This is a genomic window from uncultured Amaricoccus sp., assembly GCF_937891315.1.
Lineage (GTDB): Bacteria > Pseudomonadota > Alphaproteobacteria > Rhodobacterales > Rhodobacteraceae > Amaricoccus.
In genome coordinates this window covers 1-18800 of record NZ_CALAGI010000173.1, presented here as the reverse complement: position 1 = coordinate 18800, position 18800 = coordinate 1, and the positions used below count along the sequence as shown (strand labels likewise).

The 18800-nt window shown below is 68.9% G+C and carries 18 protein-coding genes; 7 read left to right on the top strand and 11 right to left on the bottom strand.

Annotated elements, in window-relative coordinates:
- The first annotated feature begins 66 nt into the window (after window positions 1–66).
- Window positions 67–1563, top strand: a complete 1497-nt coding sequence (locus Q0480_RS17275) for a heme peroxidase family protein (RefSeq protein ID WP_299134862.1) — start codon at window positions 67–69, stop codon at window positions 1561–1563.
- Window positions 1564–1629: 66 nt separating this feature from the next.
- Here Q0480_RS17275 and Q0480_RS17270 read toward each other — a convergent pair whose 3' ends face one another.
- Genes Q0480_RS17270 through Q0480_RS17260 form a run of 3 tightly spaced genes read right to left on the bottom strand, consistent with a single transcriptional unit; the run spans window position 1630 to window position 3814 of the window.
- A complete protein-coding gene (locus Q0480_RS17270; protein ID WP_299134860.1) occupies window positions 1630–1971 on the bottom strand; it encodes an MliC family protein in 342 nt (113 codons plus the stop codon).
- A gap of 18 nt (window positions 1972–1989) precedes the next feature.
- Window positions 1990–2934, bottom strand: coding sequence for an NAD(+) diphosphatase (nudC, locus tag Q0480_RS17265; RefSeq protein WP_299134857.1), 945 nt, complete (start codon window positions 2932–2934; stop codon window positions 1990–1992).
- 34 nt (window positions 2935–2968) lie between these two features.
- Complete coding sequence (locus Q0480_RS17260) at window positions 2969–3814, bottom strand: prephenate dehydratase (RefSeq protein WP_299134855.1); 846 nt, start codon at window positions 3812–3814, stop codon at window positions 2969–2971.
- A gap of 218 nt (window positions 3815–4032) precedes the next feature.
- On the opposite strand from Q0480_RS17260, the gene Q0480_RS17255 reads away from it, so the two are divergent.
- The 5 genes from Q0480_RS17255 to Q0480_RS17235 all read left to right on the top strand — a co-directional run bounded on the left by Q0480_RS17255 (window position 4033) and on the right by Q0480_RS17235 (window position 10388).
- The gene (locus Q0480_RS17255; protein WP_366940879.1) at window positions 4033–4530 is read left to right on the top strand and encodes a cytochrome c family protein; all 498 of its coding nucleotides are present in this window, start codon (window positions 4033–4035) and stop codon (window positions 4528–4530) included.
- Between the two features lie 110 nt (window positions 4531–4640).
- Complete coding sequence (locus Q0480_RS17250; protein WP_299134851.1) at window positions 4641–6563, top strand: extracellular solute-binding protein; 1923 nt, start codon at window positions 4641–4643, stop codon at window positions 6561–6563.
- A gap of 1 nt (window position 6564) precedes the next feature.
- On the top strand, window positions 6565–7641 hold the full coding sequence (locus Q0480_RS17245) for a microcin C ABC transporter permease YejB (protein ID WP_299134848.1): 1077 nt from the start codon (window positions 6565–6567) through the stop codon (window positions 7639–7641).
- On the top strand, window positions 7638–8747 hold the full coding sequence (locus tag Q0480_RS17240; protein WP_299134847.1) for an ABC transporter permease: 1110 nt from the start codon (window positions 7638–7640) through the stop codon (window positions 8745–8747). Before Q0480_RS17245 ends, Q0480_RS17240 begins: the two co-directional genes overlap by 4 nt.
- 24 nt (window positions 8748–8771) lie before the next feature.
- Window positions 8772–10388 (top strand): ABC transporter ATP-binding protein, encoded by a 1617-nt coding sequence (locus Q0480_RS17235; RefSeq protein WP_299134846.1) that lies wholly within the window; start codon window positions 8772–8774, stop codon window positions 10386–10388.
- A gap of 161 nt (window positions 10389–10549) precedes the next feature.
- Here the strand turns inward: Q0480_RS17235 and Q0480_RS17230 are convergent, their stop codons facing one another.
- The 5 genes from Q0480_RS17230 to Q0480_RS17210 form a co-directional block, all read right to left on the bottom strand.
- Window positions 10550–10822, bottom strand: a complete 273-nt coding sequence (locus Q0480_RS17230; protein ID WP_299134845.1) for a hypothetical protein — start codon at window positions 10820–10822, stop codon at window positions 10550–10552.
- 227 nt (window positions 10823–11049) lie between these two features.
- Window positions 11050–12396, bottom strand: coding sequence for a phosphoglucosamine mutase (glmM, locus tag Q0480_RS17225; RefSeq protein ID WP_299134844.1), 1347 nt, complete (start codon window positions 12394–12396; stop codon window positions 11050–11052).
- A 13-nt stretch (window positions 12397–12409) separates the two neighbouring features.
- The gene (gene folP, locus Q0480_RS17220) at window positions 12410–13405 is read right to left on the bottom strand and encodes a dihydropteroate synthase (protein WP_299134879.1); all 996 of its coding nucleotides are present in this window, start codon (window positions 13403–13405) and stop codon (window positions 12410–12412) included.
- Between the two features lie 17 nt (window positions 13406–13422).
- Window positions 13423–14082: an HAD-IA family hydrolase gene (locus Q0480_RS17215; RefSeq protein ID WP_299134843.1), complete on the bottom strand. Its 660-nt coding sequence runs from the start codon at window positions 14080–14082 to the stop codon at window positions 13423–13425.
- Between the two features lie 4 nt (window positions 14083–14086).
- Window positions 14087–15007, bottom strand: a complete 921-nt coding sequence (locus Q0480_RS17210) for a dihydroneopterin aldolase (RefSeq protein WP_299134842.1) — start codon at window positions 15005–15007, stop codon at window positions 14087–14089.
- 210 nt (window positions 15008–15217) lie between these two features.
- Here Q0480_RS17210 and Q0480_RS17205 point away from each other — a divergent pair, with 210 nt between their 5' ends.
- Window positions 15218–15838 (top strand): CAP domain-containing protein, encoded by a 621-nt coding sequence (locus tag Q0480_RS17205; RefSeq protein WP_299134841.1) that lies wholly within the window; start codon window positions 15218–15220, stop codon window positions 15836–15838.
- On the opposite strand, the gene dacB is transcribed toward Q0480_RS17205, so the two are convergent.
- From dacB to Q0480_RS17190, 3 genes are all read right to left on the bottom strand, one after another.
- Window positions 15835–17220, bottom strand: coding sequence for a D-alanyl-D-alanine carboxypeptidase/D-alanyl-D-alanine-endopeptidase (gene dacB / locus Q0480_RS17200; protein WP_299134840.1), 1386 nt, complete (start codon window positions 17218–17220; stop codon window positions 15835–15837). The genes Q0480_RS17205 and dacB overlap by 4 nt on opposite strands.
- A 7-nt stretch (window positions 17221–17227) precedes the next feature.
- Window positions 17228–17848, bottom strand: coding sequence for a hypothetical protein (locus tag Q0480_RS17195; protein WP_299134839.1), 621 nt, complete (start codon window positions 17846–17848; stop codon window positions 17228–17230).
- A 145-nt stretch (window positions 17849–17993) separates the two neighbouring features.
- A complete protein-coding gene (locus Q0480_RS17190) occupies window positions 17994–18596 on the bottom strand; it encodes a nicotinate-nucleotide adenylyltransferase (RefSeq protein ID WP_299134838.1) in 603 nt (200 codons plus the stop codon).
- Window positions 18597–18800: the final 204 nt, after the last annotated feature.

Sequence of the window (18800 nt, the reverse complement as noted above, 5' to 3'; positions counted from 1 at the left end):
CTATTTGCGCCCGGAGTTCGACCATTTCCGCATCAGCACAGCTCATTTCGCCAGCGAGGTACCGACATGACGACTCCCTTCAACTGCGCCCACGGCGGCGGCTATGGCCCCGGACGGTTCGAGCGCGGCTGCGACGTTCCGCGCGGTCGTTTCAACGAACCCGGCCGGTTCGGTCGGATGCTGCCCTACCTCCGCTCGCTGAAGTCGTTCAAGCCCGGGCCGGAGGAACTCGGCAAGATTGGCGGGGCGATGGACGGCGGCGCGCCGCCTCCGTCCGATACCAGCCAGGACAATCTCCGGATCAAAGCCGGCTATACCTTCCTCGGCCAGTTCATCGACCATGACCTGACGCTCGATGCGACCTCCAATCTCGAGCAGCAGATCGACCCCTACGCCCTGCGCAACTTCCGCACCCCGGCGCTGGAACTCGACAGTGTCTACGGGCTCGGGCCGAAGGTGCAGCCGTTCCTCTATGACAAGAACAACCCCGGACGCATGCTGCTCGGCGACAACGGCTTCGACCTGCCGCGCAACAGCGATGGCACCGCGCTGATCGGCGATCCGCGCAACGACGAGAACCTCATCGTCTCGCAGCTGCACCGGCTGTTCCTGCTGTTCCACAACAAGGTGTTCAACGATCACACCGACCCCGCGCTCGGGATTCAGGAGCGTTTCGAGAAGGCGCAGACGCAGGTTCGCTGGCACTATCAGTGGATCGTGGTCAACGAGTTCCTGGCGCGCACCGTCGGCGCGCATGTGATCCGTCAGGCGCTGGAGGAGATGCCGTTCCGCTTCCCCGAGGATGGCAACGCCTTCATGCCGGTGGAGTTCAGCGTCGCGGCCTATCGCTTCGGCCACAGTCAGGTGCGGCCGGGCTATCTGCTGGCGCCGATCGTCCCGGGCCAGCCGGTGCGCGCCGCGGCGATCTTCCCCGGCGCGGTCGATGATCCCGACTTCTCGCGCGACCTGCGCGGCGGGCGCGTGGTGCCGGAGGGTCTGCGCATCGACTGGGCATCCTTCTTCGGCACCGGCGCGCAGCCGGGCAAGCTGATCGACATCCGCATCTCCACGCCGCTCCTGAAGTTGCCGAACACCGTGGTCGATTCCGATTCGACCGCCCCGCGCCGGTCGCTGGCGTCGCGCAACCTGCAACGGGGTATCGACGCCCGCCTGCCGAGCGGCCAGGACGTGGCGGCGCATTTCCGGGTGGCACGCAAGCTGACGGACGCGCAGATCTGGAAGGACGTGCCCGGCGGCACGGGACCGGCGCCGCTGTGGTTCTACATCCTGCGCGAGGCCGAGACGCTGACCGGGGGCTTCCGGCTGGCCGGCGTCGGGGCGCGGATCGTCGCGCGCACCTTCGCGGCGATCCTCGACGCGGACAAGGCCTCCTACATCGCCCAGGCGCCGGACTGGAAGCCGGAATTCGGCACGAACGGCAAGTTCACCGTGTCGGATCTGGTGAATTTCACCCTCGGAACCAACATTTCCTCCGAGGACGTGAGCACGCTGCCCAACGCCCCGGCGCCCGCGCCGGCGCCGGCGACCGTGCCCGCGCAGTGATCCGCCGGGCCTGAAACGCCGCCGTCCCGGGGCTCGCCCCCGGGGCGGCGAACCTTTGGCCCGTCCTCAGGAACCGACTTGATGGCAATCTTCGAGGATCGCCCGTTGCCCATTCTCGCCATCGGTGAAGAGCGTCCCGTCCGGACCCTTGCCGTGCCAGACGAAGCCCGGGACGGGATCGAAGGCGACATAGCGCACCCCTGAGCCCGTCGGCCCCGCGCGCATCGGGATCAGACGGCCGCCGTAGTCCACCACGGCCAGCGAGTCATCCGGCGACGGATTGAGATAGGCGACCCGCAGGACCGCGCCACCCGCGCAGACATAGGTCGCGGTCAGCGCCGGAATGACATCGTCGGCCAGCGCCGGGGCGGGCGCGGCGAGAAGGGCGAGAAGCGAGATCAGGCGCATGGGGAATCCTCTCCGGGATCAGTCGAGCGCGTCGGCGAGCCAGCGCTCGATCAGGAAGCGGGCTATCGAGCCGCGGCGCGCCGGGCGCAGATCCGGATCCTGGCCGGAGAGCGCGGCCAGCACCCCCTCGCGGCTGACCCAGCGGGCGTCCTCCAGCTCGTTCGGATCGCGGTGGATCTCGCGGGCCAGCGCCTCTCCGCGACAACCGAGCATCAGGCTCGACGGGAAGGGCCAGGGCTGGCTGGCAAGATAGTCGACCCGGCCGACCGGCACGCCCGCCTCCTCCCAGGTTTCGCGACGCACGGCGGCCTCGATCGTCTCGCCGGGCTCCATGAAGCCGGCGAGCAGGGAATACATCCCCGGCGGCCAGGCGGCGGAACGGCCGAGCAGCACGCAATTGCCGTGGGTGATGAGCATGATCACCACGGGATCGGTGCGCGGAAAATGCTGCGCGCCGCAGGCGGGGCAGGTCCGCTTCCAACCCGCTTCGGCGATCTCGGACCCCGCGCCGCAATTGGCGCAGAAGCGGTGGGTCTCGTGCCAGGCGAAGATGCCCTTGGCCGCCGCCGCGTTGCCAGCGTCGCCCGGTGTCAGCGCCGCCATCAGTCCGCGGAGATCGCCAAAGCGCAGATCGGCGGCCAGGGCGGGATGGCCCTCGGTGCCATCCTCGGCGACGGTCGGGTCCGGCCAGTCGGGGATCTCGCGGGCGAAACGCGGGGCGCCGGCCTCGATACCCAGAAAAACGGGACCGGAGGCACCTTCGAACAGCGGGGCGGACAGCGGCAGCCAGCCGAGCCGCGGACCGGCGCCCCCGAAATCGAGGAGCGGGCGGCCGCGCGACAGGGCAAGGCAGCGCGCAGCCGGCTCGGCGGCGAGTCGACCGAGCGCGGCGCCGTCGGCGCGCAGATGAGTCGCCCGATCGATCGAGGCGCCGGCGAAGGTGACGGCCTCGGCGTCCCTCATCCCTCCCCTCCGTCGCGACCCGGGCGACCGCCGCTCACGACCGGGCGCGCCGGAAGGGATGCGCGGGATAGGTGCCGAGCAACTCGAGGCTGGTGGTGAAATAGGCGAGTTCCTCCAGCGCCCGGGCGACCGCCGGCTCGTCCGGGTGGCCCTCGATGTCGGCGTAGAACTGGGTCGCGGTGAATTCGCCGCCGACCATGTAGCTTTCGAGCTTGATCATGTTGACGCCGTTGGTGGCGAAGCCGCCCATCGCCTTGTAGAGCGCGGCGGGGATGTTGCGCACCCGGAAGACGAAGGTGGTGAGCACATCGCCCGGCGGCGCGATCATCGGCTCCGGCGCCATGATGAGAAAACGCGTGGTGTTGTTCTTCTGGTCCTCGATATGGCGGGCGAGGACGTTCAGCCCGTAGATCTCGCCCGCGATCTCGGAGGCGAGGCCGGCCAGCGTGGGGTCACCGGTCCGCGCCACGATCTCGGCCGAGCCGGCGGTGTCGGCGCCGGTGCGCGGGGTGATCCGGTGCTCGCGCAGGAAGGCGCGGCACTGTCCGAGCAGAACGGTGTGGCTCATGGCGGCGCGGATGTCCTCGAGTCGCGCGCCCGGCACGCCGAGGAGATTGATATGGATGCGCAGGAAATGCTCACCGACGATATGCAGGCCCGATTCCGGCAGCAGATGGTGGATGTCGGCCACCCGCCCATAGGTCGAATTCTCGACCGGCAGCATGGCAAGGTCGGCGCGGCCTTCCTTCACCGCGGCGATCGCATCCTCGAACGTCGTGCAGGGCAGCGCCTCCATCTCTGGAAACACCTCGGCGCAGGCCTGGTGCGAATAGGCGCCGCGCGTGCCCTGGAACGAGATCGCGTTGGTCTTCTGACCCATTCACGGAACCCTTCGCTGCGAAATGGTCGGGACCATCGCAGAAACCCCTGGCGAGCGAAAGAGCGCGGGAGGCCCCTCGGAGGTCGCGCCGACCCTGCCGGGGCAATTCGTCACGCTGCGCGGTCTTGCGCAGCCTTCGGCGATCCGGGTAGAACTTCGCTGGAAGCGAACCTCGGCGACGCCGCCCCCAAGCAAGGTGCCAGTGAGCGATGAACACGATGGAAGTCACCAAGATCGTAGGCGCGGTCTGCGGAAGCCTGCTGGCATTCCTGCTGCTTCTGTTCTTCTCGGGACTTATTTTCGACACACATAGCGAAGAGGTCGCCTATGTGATCAGCGTGCCCGATGGCGCGGGCGGCGGCGAGGCCGCGACGGCCGAGGAGCAGGTGGACGTGGCCGCGCTGGTCGCGTCGGCCGACGTGGCCAAGGGTCAGGCAGTGTTCAAGAAATGCGCGACCTGCCACAAGATCGACGGCAACAACGCGGTCGGCCCGCATCTCGACCATGTCATCGGACGCCCCGTCGGCAGCGTCGATGGCTTCGCCTATTCGGACCCGATGAAGAGCCACGGCGGCGACTGGACGCCCGATGCCTTGTTCGTGTTCCTGAACAGCCCGAAGGAAGCGGTGCCCGGAACCAAGATGTCCTTCGCCGGCCTGCCGAAGGCCGAGGACCGCGCCAATGTCATCGCCTATCTGGAATCGGTGAGCCAATAGGCTCACGAATTCCTGCATTGGCGTCGTGAGAGGCGCGCGGTACCGGTAGCCTGACCGCCCCGTTCGCCTCCCGCCGGCGGCTTGCCACCGCCGCGATCACAGGATAGCCGATGCAAGCACCAGACCGTCGCCACCCCGCCGGAACCTGCGCGGTCGCCCCGCCCGAAGGGCGCCGCCTGATCCGGATGGCGAGCGGATTTCTGTTCGGCGCGGCGCTGGCGATCACGGCGCATGCGCGGGCCGAGGAGACGGCGCCGAAGATCATCACGAGCCATGGAATCTCGACCTTTGGCGATCTGAAATACCCGGCGGACTTCGAGCATTTCGACTATGTGAATCCCGATGCCCCACAGGGCGGGACCATGAGCTTTCGCGGGGTCGGCGCCTCGCAGACCTTCGACAGCCTGAACCCCTATATCCTCAAGGGTGAGCCGGCGCAGGGGCTCGGCCTGCTCACCGACAGCCTGCTCGCCGGTTCCGCCGACGAGCCGGATTCGGCCTATGGGCTGATCGCCGAGAGCGTCGAATATCCCGAGGACAAGTCCTGGGTGATCTTCAACATGCGCCCCGAGGCGACGTTCTCGGACGGCGTGCCGATCACCGCCGAGGACGTGGTCTTCAGCTATCAGGTGCTGCTCGACAAGGGCGAGCCGTCGTACAAGATCACGCTGCGCGACATCGAGAAGGTCGAGGCGCTGGACCCGCACAAGGTCAAGTTCACCTTCGTCGCCGACGCGGCCAAGCGCGAACTGCCGGGTCTCGCCGGGGCGCTGCCGGTTCTGCCGAAGCACTACTACGAGACGGTGCCGTTCGGGGAATCAACGCTGACGCCGCCGGTCGGCTCCGGCCAGTACGTGGTGGCGAGCGTCCAGCCCGGGCGCACCATCAAATATTGCAAGAACCCGGACTATTGGGGCGCGAAGCTGCCGGTGAATGTCGGCGTGAACAATTTCGACTGCTTCGTCTACGAATATTTCGCCGACAACACCGCCGCCTTCGAGGCGCTGAAGAGCGGCAGCTATCTCTTTCACCAGGAGTTCTTCTCCAGCCTCTGGGCCACGGCGTACGATTTTCCCGCGCTGAGGAAGGGCTGGGTGAAGCAGGAGACGCTGCCCGACAATCGCCCCTCCGGCACGCAGGGCTTCTGGTTCAACCTGCGCCGCGACAAGTTCCAGGACCCGCGCGTGCGCGAGGCGATCGCGCTCATGTTCAATTTCGAATGGACCAACGCTACCTTGTTCCATGAACTCTACAAGCGGACCGACAGCTTCTGGGAAAATTCACCGATGCAGGCGGAGGGTCTCCCCCAGGGCGAGGAGCTCGCGGTGCTGGAACAGTTCCGCGACCAGCTGCCGCCCGAGATCTTCACCGAGGTCGCCTATGCGCCGCCGGTTCAGGGCGCGCAGCAGCTCGACCGCTCCGCGCTCCGCCGCGCCTCGGCCCTGCTCGACGAGGCGGGCTGGAAGGTCGGCGCCGACGGATTGCGACGCGATGCCAGGGGCGAGCTGTTGCGCGTCGAATTCGTCGATGACAATCCCTCGCTCGACCGCGTGGTGAACCCCTATGTCGCCAATCTGCGGCGGATCGGGATCGATGCCAGCAACCGCACGGTCGACGCGGCCCAGATGCAGCAGCGGCAGAAGGATTTCGACTTCGACGTCATCGGCGGCCGCTTCGCCATGTCACTCTCGCCCGGGCTCGAACTGCGCGAGCTCTTCGGCTCGTCCGCGGCCGACGCGCCGGGCTCGGCCAACTATGGCGGGCTGAAGGATCCGGTCGTCGACGCGCTGATCGAGCAGGTGATCGCCGCGCCCGACCGTCCGACGATGGAGGCGCGGGTGCGCGCGCTCGACCGGGTGCTGCGGGCAAAGCAGATCTGGGTGCCGAACTGGTACAGCGGCCAGTATCTCATCGCCTACTGGGACGTGTTCGGCCGCCCGGATGTCCAGCCGGAATACGCCCGCGGCGACGCCTACTGGTGGATCGACCAGGCGAAGTACGACAAGCTGAAATCCGAGGGCGCGCTGCGCTGAGATGGGCGCCTATGTCCTCCGCCGCGTGCTGTTCATGGTGCCGACGCTGTTCGGCATCCTGCTCATCAATTTCATCCTGACCCAGTTCCTGCCCGGTGGTCCGATCGAACAGATCATCGCCCAGCTTGAGGATCAGAGCTCGTCCACCGACCGGTTCACCGGCGGTGGCGGCGATGGCGGCGGCGGCGGAAACAGCGAATACCGCGGCGCGGAGGGCCTGCCTCCGGACTTCATCGCCGATCTGGAAAGGCAGTTCGGCTTCGACAGGCCGCCGCTCGAACGATTTCTGCTGATGGTGCGCAACTATCTCACCTTCGACTTCGGAGAGAGCTATTTCCGCTCGATCTCCGTCATCGACCTGGTGCTGGAGAAGATGCCGGTCTCGATCACGCTCGGCCTCTGGTCGACGCTGATCGCCTATGCGATCTCGATTCCGCTCGGGGTGCGCAAGGCGATCCGCGACGGGACGCGCTTCGATACCTGGACCAGCGCGGTCATCGTCGTCGCCTACGCGGTGCCGAGCTTTCTCTTCGCCATCATGCTGCTCGTGCTGTTCGCCGGCGGCTCCTACTGGCAGATCTTCCCGTTGCGCGGCCTCACGTCGGACAATTGGGCAGAGCTGAGCCTCGGCGGCAAGATCCTCGACTATCTCTGGCATATCGTGCTGCCGGTGACGGCGGCGACGATCAGCGCCTTCGCCACCACCACCTTGCTCACCAAGAATTCCTTCCTCGACGAGATCAAGAAGCAGTATGTGATGACCGCCCGCGCCAAGGGCCTGACCGAGGGACGGGTGCTGTACGGCCATGTGTTCCGCAATGCGATGCTGATCGTGATCGCCAGCTTTCCAGCGGTCTTCATCAGCATCTTCTTCGGCGGCAGCCTGATCATCGAGACGATCTTCAGCCTCGACGGCCTCGGGCGGCTGGCCTACGAGAGCGCGATCCAGCGCGACTATCCGGTGGTGTTCGGCACGCTCTATGTCTTCGGCCTTCTGGGGCTGATCGTCGGCCTGCTCTCGGATCTCACCTATGTCTGGATCGATCCGCGCATCGATTTCGAGAGCCGCGAGACATGACGCTGACCGCCCTCCAGCGCCGACGGCTGGCCAATTTCCGGGCGAACCGGCGGGCGTTCTGGTCGCTCTGGGTGTTTCTCGCGCTGTTCCTCGTCGCGCTCTGCGCCGAGTTCGTGGCGAACGACCGGCCTCTTCTGATCCGGTTTCAGGACGGGTTCCGGTTTCCGATCCTGAACTTCTATTCGGAGGCGGATTTCGGCGGCGAGTTCCAGACCGAGGCCGAATATCAGTCGGCGGAGGTGCGCTGCCTGATCCGCACCGGGGGTCTGGAAGCCTGCCTCGACGATCCCGACCGGATCTATGCCGAGGCGGCGACCGGAATGGTGGACGGCCAGGTGATCGCGCAGCCCGGATGGATGCTGTGGCCGCCGGTGCCCTACAGCTACAACACGATCAACTACGGCGTGGTCTCGGCCCCCTCGGCACCGGACCGCGACCACTGGCTCGGCACCGACGACCAGACGCGGGACGTCGTGGCGCGGGTGATCTACGGCTTTCGCATCTCGGTTCTGTTCGCGCTGATGGTGGCGGTGATATCGAGCGCGATCGGCATCGTCGCGGGGGCGACGCAGGGCTATTTCGGCGGCTGGACCGACCTCGTGTTCCAGCGGATCGTCGAGATCTGGAGCAATATGCCGACGCTCTATGTCATCATCATCCTGTCGGCGATCTTCACCATGAATTTCTGGTTGCTGACCCTGCTCATCGCCTTCTTCGGCTGGACCAGTCTCGTCGGCGTGGTGCGGGCCGAGTTCCTGCGCGCGCGGAACTTCGAATATGTGCGGGCGGCCCGCGCGCTCGGCGTGCGCGACCGGACGATCATGTTCCGCCACCTCCTGCCCAACGCCATGGTGGCAACCCTGACCCTGATGCCCTTCATCATCACGGCCGCGATCGGTACGCTGGCGGCGCTCGATTTTCTCGGGCTCGGCCTGCCGCCCTCCTATCCCTCGCTTGGCGAACTCGCACTGCAGGGCAAGAACCAGCTCAATGCGCCGTGGCTCGGCTTCACCGCCTTCTTCACCTTCGCGATCATGCTGTCGCTGCTCGTCTTCATCTTCGAGGGCGTGCGCGACGCCTACGATCCGCGGAAGACCTTCGCGTGAGGCCCGCGCGATGAAGGGCACGCGATGAAGGACACGGGGAAAAGCCTCGAGCCCATCCTGTCCGTGCGCGACCTGCGCATCGCCTTCGCGCAAGGCGGCGCCGTGACCGAAGCGGTGCGCGGCGTGAGCTTCGACCTCGCCCCCGGCGAGACGCTGGCTCTGGTCGGCGAGAGCGGCTCCGGCAAGTCGGTGACCGCGCTCTCGACCGTGCGGCTGCTGGCCGACAATGCGCGGGTCACCGGCGAGATCCGCTACCGGGGCGCGGACATGGCAACGGCGGGCGCCCGGGCCTTGCGCGCGGTGCGCGGCAACGACATCAGCTTCATCTTCCAAGAGCCGATGACCAGCCTCAATCCGCTGCATCCGATCGCACGGCAGATCGGCGAGAGTCTCGCTCTGCATCAGGGGCTGACCGGCGCCGCCGCCCGCGCGCGCATCATCGAGCTCCTGACCCAGGTCGGCATCCGCGACCCCGAAAGCCGGCTCGGCGCCTATCCGCATCAGCTCTCGGGCGGACAGCGGCAGCGGGTGATGATCGCCATGGCACTGGCGAACGGGCCGGACGTGCTGATCGCCGACGAGCCAACCACCGCGCTCGACGTGACGATTCAGGCGCAGATCCTGACCCTGCTCGCGGATATCCAGAAGGCCGAGGGCATGGGGATGCTGTTCATCACCCACAATCTCGGCATCGTGCGGCGGATCGCCGACCGCGTGGCGGTGATGCGCGCCGGCGAGATCGTCGAGACCGGGCCGACGGCGGCGATCTTCACCGATCCGCGCCATCCCTATACCCGCGCCCTGCTCGCCGCCGAGCCGACCGGCGCGCCGGAGCCGGTGGGGGGGGACGCCGCGCCGGTGCTGGAGACAAAGGATCTCCGCGTCTGGTTTCCGATCAAGGCCGGGCTGCTGCGACGGACCGTCGGCCATGTGAAGGCGGTGAACCACGCCGACCTCGCGATCCGGGCCGGCGAGACGCTGGGTGTCGTCGGCGAGAGCGGCTCGGGCAAGACCACGCTCGCGCTCGCGCTCATGCGGCTGATCTCGTCCGAAGGGCGCATCGTCTTTCTCGGCCGCGACATCCAGGGCTGGCGCAACCGCGATCTGCGCGGCATCCGCGGCGACATGCAGATGGTGTTCCAGGATCCCTATGGCTCGCTCAGCCCGCGGATGACGATCGAGCAGATCGTCGCCGAGGGGCTCGGCGTGCATGGCCATGCCGGCGATCCGGCCGAGCGGGTGATCGACATCCTGCGCGAGGTAGGGCTCGATCCCGAGACGCGACACCGCTATCCGCACGAATTTTCCGGTGGCCAGCGACAGCGCATCGCGATCGCCCGGGCGATGATCCTGCGGCCAAAGCTCGTGGTGCTGGACGAGCCGACCTCGGCGCTCGACATGACGGTGCAGGTGCAGATCGTCGAACTGCTCCGCCTGCTGCAGCGCAAGTACGGGCTCGCCTATGTCTTCGTCAGCCACGATCTGCGCGTGGTGCGGGCGCTGGCGCATCGGATGCTGGTGATGCGCAATGGCGACGTGGTCGAGGCGGGCGACGCGGCGGAGATTTTCGCGGCGCCGAAGACCGCCTATACCCGGGCCTTGCTGGCGGCGGCGTTCGACATGGACACGGTGGCGCGGTAGAGCGATATCCAACCAGACGGCATCATCTGGTGATCAAGATATTGCGTCAAATCAGGACTCCGGAGCGGACGGCCCGGCGCAACCGGGTCGTCTTTACGCTCCAAAAAAAAAACGCGGCCGGCTTCCCGACCGCGCAGGTCACTCCTCGGCGTGAAAGCTGGTTACTCGGACTGCGAGCCCGGCGCCCGATCGATGATCGCCCGGATCTGGCGCTGCTTGTCAGTCATGCCGCTCTGACCTCCGGCCACGAGCTTGATTTCCTGCAACTGCTTCAGCGTGAGCATCGACACGTCGATATCGTTGATCCCGACCAATGCCAGATCGCTCGTCACCTCACTTTCAACCCTGCTGATGTCAGTCATCTGCGCGAAAGCGACAACCGGAGCCGTCGCCATCGACGCCGCGACGAAAAGCGGAATAAAAGAGCGTTTCAATTTGAACTCCCTTCCTGGAAGATATTTGCTTCATTTCAGACGAAGACCGGCTTTTGGATGACATCACCACGCCACCTCGCCTATCTTCCTGTCTGGTGAAAAACGTACTTGGGCGGAGAAGGTTCCATCCGACAGCGGAGGGAAGCCGCGCATGGCTCGGCACCCCTCGGCACGGGGGGCCGACTGACCGTCGAAGACGGGCGAAAACTCCGAAGCCGCGGGCCTTCTCAGGCGAACTTGGCGACCTCGGCCTCGATATCGCCGACGATGGCGCGCAGCAGCGCCGGATCCTCGCATTCGCCCATGATCCGGACCAGCGGCTCGGTGCCGGACTTGCGAATGACGAGGCGCCCGGCGCCGCCCATCCGCGCCTCGCCGGCGGCGATGGCGGCCTGAACGCTCGCCTGCTCCAGCGGCTGGGCGCCCTTGCGGTAGCGGACATTCCGCAGGGTCTGCGGATAGGGCGGGAAAACCCGCGCGAGATCGCTCGCCCGCCGCCCGGTCTCGGCCATGGCCGACAGGAACTGTAGCGCGGCGATCAGCCCATCGCCGGTCGTGACATGGTCGGTCATCACGATATGGCCCGACTGCTCGCCGCCGAGATTGAAGCCACCCTCGCGCATCGCCTCGACGACGTAGCGGTCGCCGACGGCGGTGCGCAGCAGCGTGATGTCCCGGGCGCGCAGGAACCGCTCGAGCCCGAGGTTGGACATTACAGTCGCGACGAGGGTGTTCCCCGCCAGGCGCCCCTCGGCCCGCCAGCGGTCGGCGATCAGGCCCATGAACTGATCGCCATCGGCGACCACGCCCTTCTCGTCGATGATCATCACCCGGTCGGCGTCGCCGTCGAGACTGATCCCGAGATCGGCGCCGTGCTCCAGCACCGCCTCGGCCGCGAGTTCGGGATGGGTCGAGCCGCAGCCCTTGTTGATATTGACGCCGTCGGGCTGGACCGCGAGCGGGATCACCTCGGCCCCCAGTTCCCACAAGACTTCCGGCGCGGTGCGATAGGCGGCGCCGTTGGCGCAATCGACCACCACCTTCAGCCCGTCGAGCCGCAGGCCGCGCGGAAAGGTGGTCTTGGCGAACTCCATGTAGCGGCCGCGGCCGTCGTCGATGCGGGTGGCGCGGCCGATATCCGCCGGCTCGGCAAGGCTCCGCGCCCCGTCGAGCGCCGCCTCGATCGCCTCCTCCGCCGCGTCGCCGAGCTTGAAGCCGTCGGGGCCGAAGAACTTGATGCCATTGTCCTGGAACGGGTTGTGCGAGGCCGAGATCATCACTCCGAGATCGGCGCGCATCGAGCGGGCGAGAAAGCCGACCGCCGGGGTCGGGATCGGGCCGACGAGAAACACATTCATCCCGACCGAGGTGAAGCCGGCGGTCAGCGCGTTTTCGAGCATGTAGCCGGAGCGCCGGGTGTCCTTGCCGATGACCACGCGATGGGTGTGGCGCTTGTCGCCGCTGGTGAAATAGCGGCCGGCGGCCTGGCCGAGCCGCAGCGCGGTGTCCGCCGTCATCGGGTCGTCGTTGGCCCGTCCGCGCACGCCATCGGTTCCAAAGAGCTTGCGCCCCATTCGTTTCCTCGCCTCAGCCCTCGCCGTCCCCGGCGAGCGCGAGCCAGAGGGCCACCGCCTGCCGGGTCTCGGCCACGTCGTGCACTCGTACCACCTGCGCCCCTTGGCGCAACCCCTCGAGCGCCACCGCGATTGACCCCGGTCCGCGCGCCGGCGCCTCGGCCACGCCGGCGACGGTTCCGATGAAGCGCTTGCGCGAGGCGCCGAGCAGGACGGCGCAGCCGAGGCCGTGCAGGGCCGCGAGGCCGCGAACAAGGGCGAGATTGTGCTCGACGGTCTTGCCGAAACCGATACCGGGATCGACCAGTATCCGCGCGCGCGGGATACCCGCCGCCTCGGCCGCCGCGACGCGCCCGGCGAGATAGTCGCAGACGTCGAGCAGCACGTCGTCATAGCGCGGCGCGTCCTGCATGGTGCGGGGATCGCCCTGGGCATGCATCAGGCAGACCGGCCGACCCGAGGCGGCGGCGAGGCGCAGGCTTTCGGGATCATGTTCGAGCGCCGAGACGTCGTTGAAGAGGTCGGCGCCCGCCTCGAAGGCCGCGGCCGCCACCGCCGCCTTGCGGGTATCGATCGAGATCGGCGCTGTGACGCCTTCGGCGCGCAGTCCGGCGATCACCGGCACGACGCGGGCGATCTCGGCTTCGGCCGGCACCGGGGCGGCGCCGGGGCGGGTGGATTCGCCACCGATATCGAGGATGTCGGCGCCGGCCGCGACCATCGCCTTCGCGCGCGCCACCGCGTCGGCGGCGGCGAAATGCCGCCCCCCGTCCGAGAAGCTGTCCGGCGTCACATTGACCACCGCCATCAGCCGCGGCCGGTCGAGGGACAGGCCGAGCAGATCGGCCCGCGGCGCGGACAGGCGCTCCACCACCTCCACCGGTGCTTCGTCCGCGCGGAGAAGCACCGGTGCCGCGCCGCGCCGGTGCAGGGCGAGGTCGGCGAACCAGACCGGCCCCCCGGCGAGGCGGCGGGCACGGGCCGGGCGCGGCCCCCCCAGCCAGGGGATCGGACGATGGACGCCGGTCAAGCGGCGAGCATCCGCGCGACCAGCTCCGGCAGCGCGGCGAAATCGTCGAAGGCCGCGTCGTGCGGCAGCTCGGCGACGGACTGGGTGCGATAGCCCCTGGTATGGAGCAGGAACGGCACCCCCGCCGCGCGCGCCGTCTCCGCGTCTGTCAGGCTGTCGCCGACGAGCAACTCGACACCGGGCGGCAGCTGGTCGGCGGCGTGGCGGAACATGCGCGGATCCGGCTTCAGCGCATCGATGCTGTCGCCGCCGGTGAAGCCGGTGACGGGCGGCATCATCCGCAAGCCGCGCAGGATGGCGAGCGCCGGCGCGTTCGGCTTCTGCGTGCAGACCGCGAGCCAATGGCCGGCGTCGGCGAGTCGCGCCAACGCCTCGCCGACGCCGGGATAGGCATGGGTGCCAGTGACCGGATCGGCGCCATAGATCGCGCGAAACCGCGCGACGGCCGGGTCGAGCCCCTCCCCCGGCAAGCCGCCGCGACAGAGCAGCAACCGCTCGACCAGCCTGGCGACACCGTTGCCGACGAACCTCGCGCATTCCTCGATACTGACCGGCGGCCGGCCAAGCTCGGCCAGCATCCGGTTGCCGGCGTCCGCCATCGTGGGAATGGAATCGACGAGGGTGCCGTCGAGATCGAAGACGACGCGGGCGGGCATCGGATCAGGCCGGCAGATCGGACGGGCGCTCGACGCGCGAGGCCCCGGGCGGCGCCTCGGTTCCGGCGATCACCAGAAGCTCGGCCTCGATCTCGGCCGCGAGCCAAGCGGCAAGTGCGACGGGGTCACCGGCGTCGGGGGCCGCGGCGCCGGGGGCGTCCATCACCATCTTGGCCGGCGCCCAGACCGTCGGGCGTCGGTTCTTCATCGCCCAGTCGAGTTCGGTGCGCGAGGCGGCGACGTCGAACCGCGGGTCGCGGTCGGTCAGCGCCCAGGCGTTCTGCTCGATCGCGAGCAGGCCGATGCGGCGTTCCGCCTCGGTGCGGCCGGGCGCGCGCGGCTCGGCCGGCCCGAGGACCAGCACCACGGGATGCTCCCAGCCGACCAGCGCGTCGAGCCAGGCGTCCGCCTCCGGCCCTTCGAGCAGGCTCTGGGCGAGATGAAACACGCGCGCTCGCGCGGCCGCCGCCGCGACCGGTTCGACCACGGGACGCAGCCGCGGGGCGCCGGCGACGCGGGCGCGGGCGATCTCGACCCCGAGCGCGCCCGGGATGCGGTCGAGCTTCTCGATCCGGACAAAGACCCGCACCGCGCGGGGATCGGCGAGGCAGCGCGCCGCCACGCGCTCGGCCAGCGTTTCGAGCAGGTTCACCCGCTCGCTCGCGAACTCCGCCTCGATCGCCTCGGTGATCGAATCGTAGGACACGACCTTGTCAACATCGTCGTCCTGCGCCGCGGTATGGTGCGAGACCTCCATCACCACGTTGAAGCGGATGCGCTGGGTCACCCCGCGCTCCGAGCGGAAGGCGCCGATCTCGACGGTGCGGGTATAGTCGCGCACGGAGATACGATCGAGCAACTGGCCCGTCTGGGTCGCCGCGGCGCGCACATGCGGCATCTCGAAGGCCATCGCGGTCTCGTCCATGTCATCCTCGCGCGGGAAACGGCGGCCAAGTGATACAGTTCCGGCCTTGGCAGGGAAAGCGGGATCCGTCAGGCTTTGATTCACCATTGGCCGAAGTCACCGGGTCCGGCGCCTCTTTCTTAACCGGGGATGAACCACGGATCCGCAGAGTGGGGATCAGCGCCGGCCCCCGGGGTCGACGCGCTGGGGGAAGACCATCGGGAGATTGCCATGCGCCAGGTCCTGAGCGCGCTCGCTTTGCTTTGCGTCGCCCTGACCGGGACCGAGGCGGCCGCGGCCGAGAAGGTGCCGAGCCGGCTCAATCAGCCGATTTCGCCCGACGGGATCGACCAGAAGCTGTTCGACGAAGCCGTGCTCATCTATTCCAACGCCGCGCGCCGCGGTCGCGGGCTGGCGCCGCTCTCCCGCGACGCCAAGCTCGCCCGCGTCGCCTCCGACCAGGCGCGCAACATGGCAAAGCTGCGGATGCACAGCCACGCGCTGCCGATCAAGGGGCAGTCCGGCTTCAAGGAACGGCTGGACCGCCAGTCGCTGAGCTATCGCAACGCCGGCGAGAATATCGCGATGAACAAGGTCTACCGGCTGGTCGGCCGGCCGATCTCGACGAAGATGAGCGGCTGCTCCTTCACCTATGGCGACACCAATCAGCCGGTGCCGATCCATACCTATGCGACGCTGGCACAGGACGTGGTGGCGAAATGGCTGTCCTCGCCCAAGCACCGCGCGTCGCTCCTGTCTCCGGGCTTCCGCCGCCTCGGCAGCGGCGTCGGCGTCGATCCCAAGGGCGTCGCCTGCGGCGACGTCTATCTGGTGCAGGATTTCGCGGATTAGCCATAGGCCGCCAGCCACTTGCGCAGGAGGGCGGCCTGCTCGGCCCGGGCGCGGTTCGCCCAGAGCGCGGCGCCGGGCGGATCGGCCCGGTCCTCCGGGCGGATCGCGGCCCGCGCGGCGGGATCGGCGGCGAAGATCGCGAAGGCCAGCCGCCGCCCGTTCCGCCGCTCGACATAGCCGGCGAGCGCGCTGACGAAATCGAGCGTGCCTGTCTTGGCCAGCACCCGCGCGCCCTCCGCCCTGAAAGTGCCGCCCGCCCCGTCCGCGACCGGCCGTTCGCGCAGCAGGCCGGGCAGCCGGTCCTCGGCGCGCGCCAGAAGCCGGACCTGCTCTCGCGGCGTCAGGTGAGATTGGTCGGTGAGGCCGGAATGATTGACGAAAACGGCGCCGCCGAGCCCGTATTCCGCCCGCGCCCAGTCCGTCATCGCCGCGGCCGATCGCGCGAGATCGCCCGGCGTTCCGCCCCGCGTCTGCGTCGCGCGGAGGCCCAGCACCTCGGCGGTCAGGTTGGTCGAGTGAAAGAGCATGCCACGCAACAGCTCGGCCACCGGTGCCCCGCGCCGCTCCGCCAGAACCGTCCCTCCGCCCGCCGGACCATCGATCGCGGCGGGCAAAGTCAACCCACCGCGACCGGCCAGCGCGGCGAAGACCTCGGCGGCGTAAGGAACCGGCTCGCGCACCGGCAGCCAGAGGCTGCCCGCGCCCCGCATTCCCCCCGCCGGCAGTCGCCAGACCTCGCCGCCCGGGCCGAATCCGTGCGTCGGCTCGCGGACCGCGCGCGTCACCTCGGCGCGTACGGAGGGCACGTCGACCTCGAACCGCTCGCCCGGCGCCGAAAAGGCCGTCTTCGGACCGGAGGCGCCCGGCGCCCACTGGAGGTAGACGCGGTTGAAATTGAGGTTCAGCCCGGCGATCGCCGGGTTGTAGCCGGCGGCGTCCGGCTGGTCCTCCGCGATCTGGCCGATCGCCGGCAACGCGCCGGCGTCGATCCGAAAACCGCCCTTGATCGCGCGCAAGGAGGAGAGCTCGGCCGCGAGTTCGCCAAGCGCGTCGGTGTCGAGCACCGGATCGCCGCCGCCGACCAGCGCGAGATCCCCGGCGAGCGCCCCGCCCTCCACCGGCCCGCTCGCGACGAGGCGCGTCGCGAAGCGGTAGCCGGGGCCGAGCGCTTCGAGCGCATAGAGCGTGGTGACGAGCTTCGCCACCGAAGCCGGCGGGAAGGCGCGGTCGGCGTCGCGCGCGTCGAGCACCTGTCCGCCTTTCAGATCGACGAGCAGATAACCGGCGCGCGGCGGTTCCGCGGCGCGACCCCGGCCCGGCCGCGCCGCCACCCCGGCGGCGAGACCGGCGAGCACAGCGCGCCGGGAAAGGCCGCGCGTCATGCCAGGCTCAGCAGCCGCCGTCGATCAGCGCCGCCCCGTCCGCGTCGAAGCCGGTCAGCGAGACCGAGCAGCCGTCCGCGTCGAAGGGCTTGCCGAGCTCGAGCGGCACCAGCGTCTGGCCGTTGATCGCCACCCGCGCCGTGCCCGCCTTGGCATCGGCGGCCGACAGGAACACCCGCAGCTTGCCGTCCGCCAGTGTCACCGCCGAGCCCGGGATCACGGCGGAGCCAGTGCCCGCCGCCCGCTCCGGCTCAGGCGCCGCCGCGCCGCCACCGACGCCGCCGATCAGGCCGGCGAGTTGCCCGCGCAGATCCTGCATTTGTGTCTTCATCGCGTCCGACACGCCGCCGCCGAGCGCGTCCATCCGGCTCGACACCTCCTGCGCGATGCCGTCGATGCGCGCGCCGAGCCCTTGCGCGTCGTCGGTCTGCGCCTTGCTGAGCGCGCCGACCGCGCCCTCGATGCCGCCGACCTTCTCGCTCAACGCTTCGACCTTGGTCGAAAGCTCCCGCGTCTGGCGGAGGCCGGCCTCCGCCAGATCCTCGCCCGACCCGCCCATGGAATAGCCGATCACCAGTCCGACGATCAGTCCGCCGGCGCCCGCGATCAGCGCGCTGTTGAAATCCATTTCCGCAAACCTCCGCTATATCGTTCTTGTCGCACGCGTCCGCGCCGCCGCCGATGGCGGCAGGCTCCCACTCACCCACGCCGCGCAAGAATTACGCCGACGCGGCCCGTCTGTCCAATGCTCCGGATCCCCGGATCAGGACGTGTCAGGCGCGCCAGAGACCCATGCGGCGGAGCTCGCTCGAAGAAAGATCGAGCATGCGCCCGCTGAGCAGCGTCCAGCAGGGCGCGCGCTGCGAGGCGAGCCCCGCCGCCTGCGCCGCCGGCAGCCGCCAGCGCGCGAAGCGCCGCGCCGCCGGCGAAAGACCGGCGCGCAGTTGCTCGCCCGGGCGGGCCAGCACGCCGACCGGCACCATGCGCAGGATCTCGTCCCAGCGCTCCCAGCGGTGAAAGCCGCGCAGATTGTCCGCGCCCATCAGCCAGACGAAACGGACGCCCGGATAGCGCCGGGCAAGTTCGGTCAGCGTCGCGGCGGTGTAGCGCGTGCCGAGACGCGCCTCGATATCGGTGACCTTGACCCTCGGATGCCGCATGATCGCCCGCCCGGCGGCGAGGCGGCGTGCCATGTCCGCCGGGGCGGCGGGCTTCAGCGGATTGCCGGGGCTCACCAGCCACCAGACCTGATGCAGCCGGAACGCCTTCAGCGCCCATTTCGAGATATGCGCGTGCCCCGCGTGCGGCGGATCGAAGGATCCGCCGAGCAATCCGATGCGCTGCCCGGGCAGGGCAATGGGCTCTCGATGCGACAAGACACACTCCATGCGAGGGCGCGCATCCGACCCCGCCCCGCCGCCCCTGTCAATCGCCCAGTCGCGCCGCGCGCGCCAAGCCGGTCGCGCCCCTCGCTGACCCGGGGTCCAGCCCTCCAGTGCGTCGGAAGCCCCGCGAAACCACGGCGCCCTGGGCGTTCTTCCAGTTTCATATTGGCAGAATTCCTATCGGGCAGGACGAGG